Genomic DNA, 1,767 nt, shown 5'->3' with positions numbered 1-1,767 from the left:
GAGAATGCAGGCATGAGTAGCGAAAGCAGAGTGAGAAACTCTGCCGCCGGATGACCAAGGGTTCCTGGGCCAGGCTAATCCGCCCAGGGTGAGTCGGGACCTAAGGCGAGGCCGACAGGCGTAGTCGATGGACAACGGGTTGATATTCCCGTACCCGTGTATCCGCGCCCATGCTGAATCATCTGTACTAACCATCCAAATCCCAATGGACTGCCTTCGGGTAGCCGGCGGGGGCTGCATGGGACCTCGGGTGGTAGTAGGCAAGCGATGGGGTGACGCAGGAAGGTAGTGGGGCCAGGCGATGGTTGTCCTGGTGTAAGCCTGTAGGACGAGGCATTGGTAAATCCGTGCTTCAGGTGTCTGAGAGGTGATGCGTAACCGTTGTGGTGAATTCCATGATCCTATGCTGCCGAGAAAAGCCTCTAGTGAGTTGGTACACGGCCCGTACCCCAAACCAACACAGGTGGTCAGGTAGAGAATACTAAGGCGATCGAGAGAACTGTGGTTAAGGAACTCGGCAAAATGCCCCCGTAACTTCGGGAGAAGGGGGACCCATTCTGGTGACGACATTTACTGTTTGAGCTGGTGTGGGTCGCAGAGACCAGAGAGAAGCGACTGTTTACTAAAAACACAGGTCCGTGCGAAGTCGTAAGACGATGTATACGGACTGACGCCTGCCCGGTGCTGGAAGGTTAAGAGGACCGGTTAATGCCCTTCGGGGTGTGAAGCTGAGAATTTAAGCCCCAGTAAACGGCGGTGGTAACTATAACCATCCTAAGGTAGCGAAATTCCTTGTCGGGTAAGTTCCGACCTGCACGAATGGCGTAACGACTTCTCTGCTGTCTCAACCACAGACTCGGCGAAATTGCAGTACGAGTAAAGATGCTCGTTACGCGCGGCAGGACGAAAAGACCCCGGGACCTTCACTATAGCTTGGTATTGGTGTTCGGTTCGGTTTGTGTAGGATAGGTGGGAGACTGTGAAGTGGCCACGCCAGTGGTTGTGGAGTCGTTGTTGAAATACCACTCTGATCGTATTGGACTTCTAACCTCGGACCCTGATCGGGTTCAGGGACAGTGCCTGGTGGGTAGTTTAACTGGGGCGGTTGCCTCCTAAAAGGTAACGGAGGCGCCCAAAGGTTCCCTCAGCCTGGTTGGCAATCAGGTGGTGAGTGTAAGTGCACAAGGGAGCTTGACTGTGAGACGTACATGTCGAGCAGGGACGAAAGTCGGGACTAGTGATCCGGCACCAACGTGTGGAAGTGGTGTCGCTCAACGGATAAAAGGTACCCCGGGGATAACAGGCTGATCTTCCCCAAGAGTCCATATCGACGGGATGGTTTGGCACCTCGATGTCGGCTCGTCGCATCCTGGGGCTGGAGTAGGTCCCAAGGGTTGGGCTGTTCGCCCATTAAAGCGGCACGCGAGCTGGGTTTAGAACGTCGTGAGACAGTTCGGTCTCTATCCGCCGCGCGCGTTAGAAACTTGAGGAAACCTGTCCCTAGTACGAGAGGACCGGGACGGACGAACCTCTGGTGTGCCAGTTGTTCCGCCAGGAGCATTGCTGGTTGGCTACGTTCGGAAGGGATAACCGCTGAAAGCATCTAAGCGGGAAGCCTGTTCCAAGATGAGGTTTCTCACCACCATTGAGTGGTTAAGGCCCCCCACAGACCATGGGGTTGATAGGCCAGAACTGGAAGCCCAGTAATGGGTGTAGGTGACTGGTACTAATCGGCCGAGGACTTACAACAACATCCTTATATTCTTT

At 54.7% G+C, this 1,767-nt stretch carries 1 rRNA gene; it reads left to right on the top strand.

Going from position 1 to position 1,767, the window contains the following annotated elements:
- A 23S ribosomal RNA gene (locus B1964_RS27950) occupies positions 1–1,751 on the top strand; the annotation flags it as partial.
- Positions 1,752–1,767 lie beyond the last annotated feature (16 nt).

Source organism: Gordonia sp. i37 (assembly GCF_002043085.1).
GTDB lineage: Bacteria > Actinomycetota > Actinomycetes > Mycobacteriales > Mycobacteriaceae > Gordonia > Gordonia polyisoprenivorans.
Note: the sequence above shows the minus strand (reverse complement) of the source record. Positions and strands in the feature narration are given on the sequence as shown.